Annotated in this window: 1 protein-coding gene; it reads right to left on the bottom strand. The window is 69.7% G+C overall.

Annotation, left to right across the window (positions count from 1 at the left end; genetic code table 11):
- The coding region (locus ABZS61_RS34865; RefSeq protein ID WP_356430563.1) for an acyltransferase domain-containing protein at positions 1 to 1113 on the bottom strand (1113 nt) is incomplete at both ends.

Raw genomic sequence — 1113 nt, 5'->3', positions numbered from 1 at the left:
GTCACGCATGTGAGTTCGTCCGCGACCACACCGCCACGGGCAGGCAGACCGGCCGAAGCCGACCCCGCCACCAGCACCACACCACACACATCCCCGACCTCAGCAAGCCGCCCGGCCACAGCCGCACGGTCCGACAGCGCGTCCACCGGCAGACCCACCACGCCGGCACCCGCACCGCTCAAGGCCCCGGCCACATCGTTGCCTCCTGGCCCCACCACCAGCCAGGTGCCCGACAGCGTGGCGGCTGGCGTGGCCTCCAAGGGCTTCCACGTCACCTGGTAGCGCCAGGTGTCGATGACGGAGCGCTGCAGTCGCTCCCGGCGCCACGACGCCAGCGCCGGAACCACCGACCCCAGCAGTTGCGGGGCCTCCGACAACTGCAGCGTGCCCGCGAGTTCGTCGAGATCACCACGCTCCACGGCATCCCAGAACCGGGACTCGATCGGATCCACCCCACCAGCAGCACCCGCCACCGGCAACGACGGCGCATCCAGCCAATACCGCTCATGCTGGAACGCATACGACGGCAAGGACACGTGGCGGCCGGTGAGTACGGCAGCCCAGTTCACGTCGACGCCTGCCGCCCATGCCTCACCGAGGGAAGCCAGGACGCGGCGCATCCCGCCCTCACCGCGCCGCAGCGTGCCCAGCACCACGGCCTCGACACCAGCCGCGTCGACCGTCTCCTCGACACCCACCGTCAACACCGGATGGGCGCTGACCTCGATGAACGTGCGCATGCCCTGCCCCAGCAGGGACCGGACCGCGGTCTCGAACTCCACCGTCGAACACAGGTTGTCGAACCAGTAAGCGGCGTCAAGATCACTGTTGACGGGGCCACCGATCAGCGTGGAGATCATCGGAATCGTGCCGGTAGCAGGGGTCAGGCCGGCCAGATCCGCAAGGATCCGCTCCCGCAGTTCCTTCATCCGCGGTGAATGAGACGCGTAGTCCACCGGGATGCGGCGCGCGCGGATGTCCCGTCGTTCGCACGCGGCGAGGAGCGCGTCGAGGGCTCCGGCGTCGCCGGAGACCACGGTGGAGGAGGGTCCGTTCACCGCGGCCACCGACAGCCGGCCCGCCCATTCCGACACCAGGTCCTCGACGGTGTCC

It is taken from the genome of Streptomyces sp. NPDC005566, from assembly GCF_040605575.1.
GTDB lineage: Bacteria > Actinomycetota > Actinomycetes > Streptomycetales > Streptomycetaceae > Streptomyces.
The sequence above is the reverse complement of the archived record's forward strand: the minus strand, read 5'-3'. Positions and strand labels throughout refer to the sequence as shown.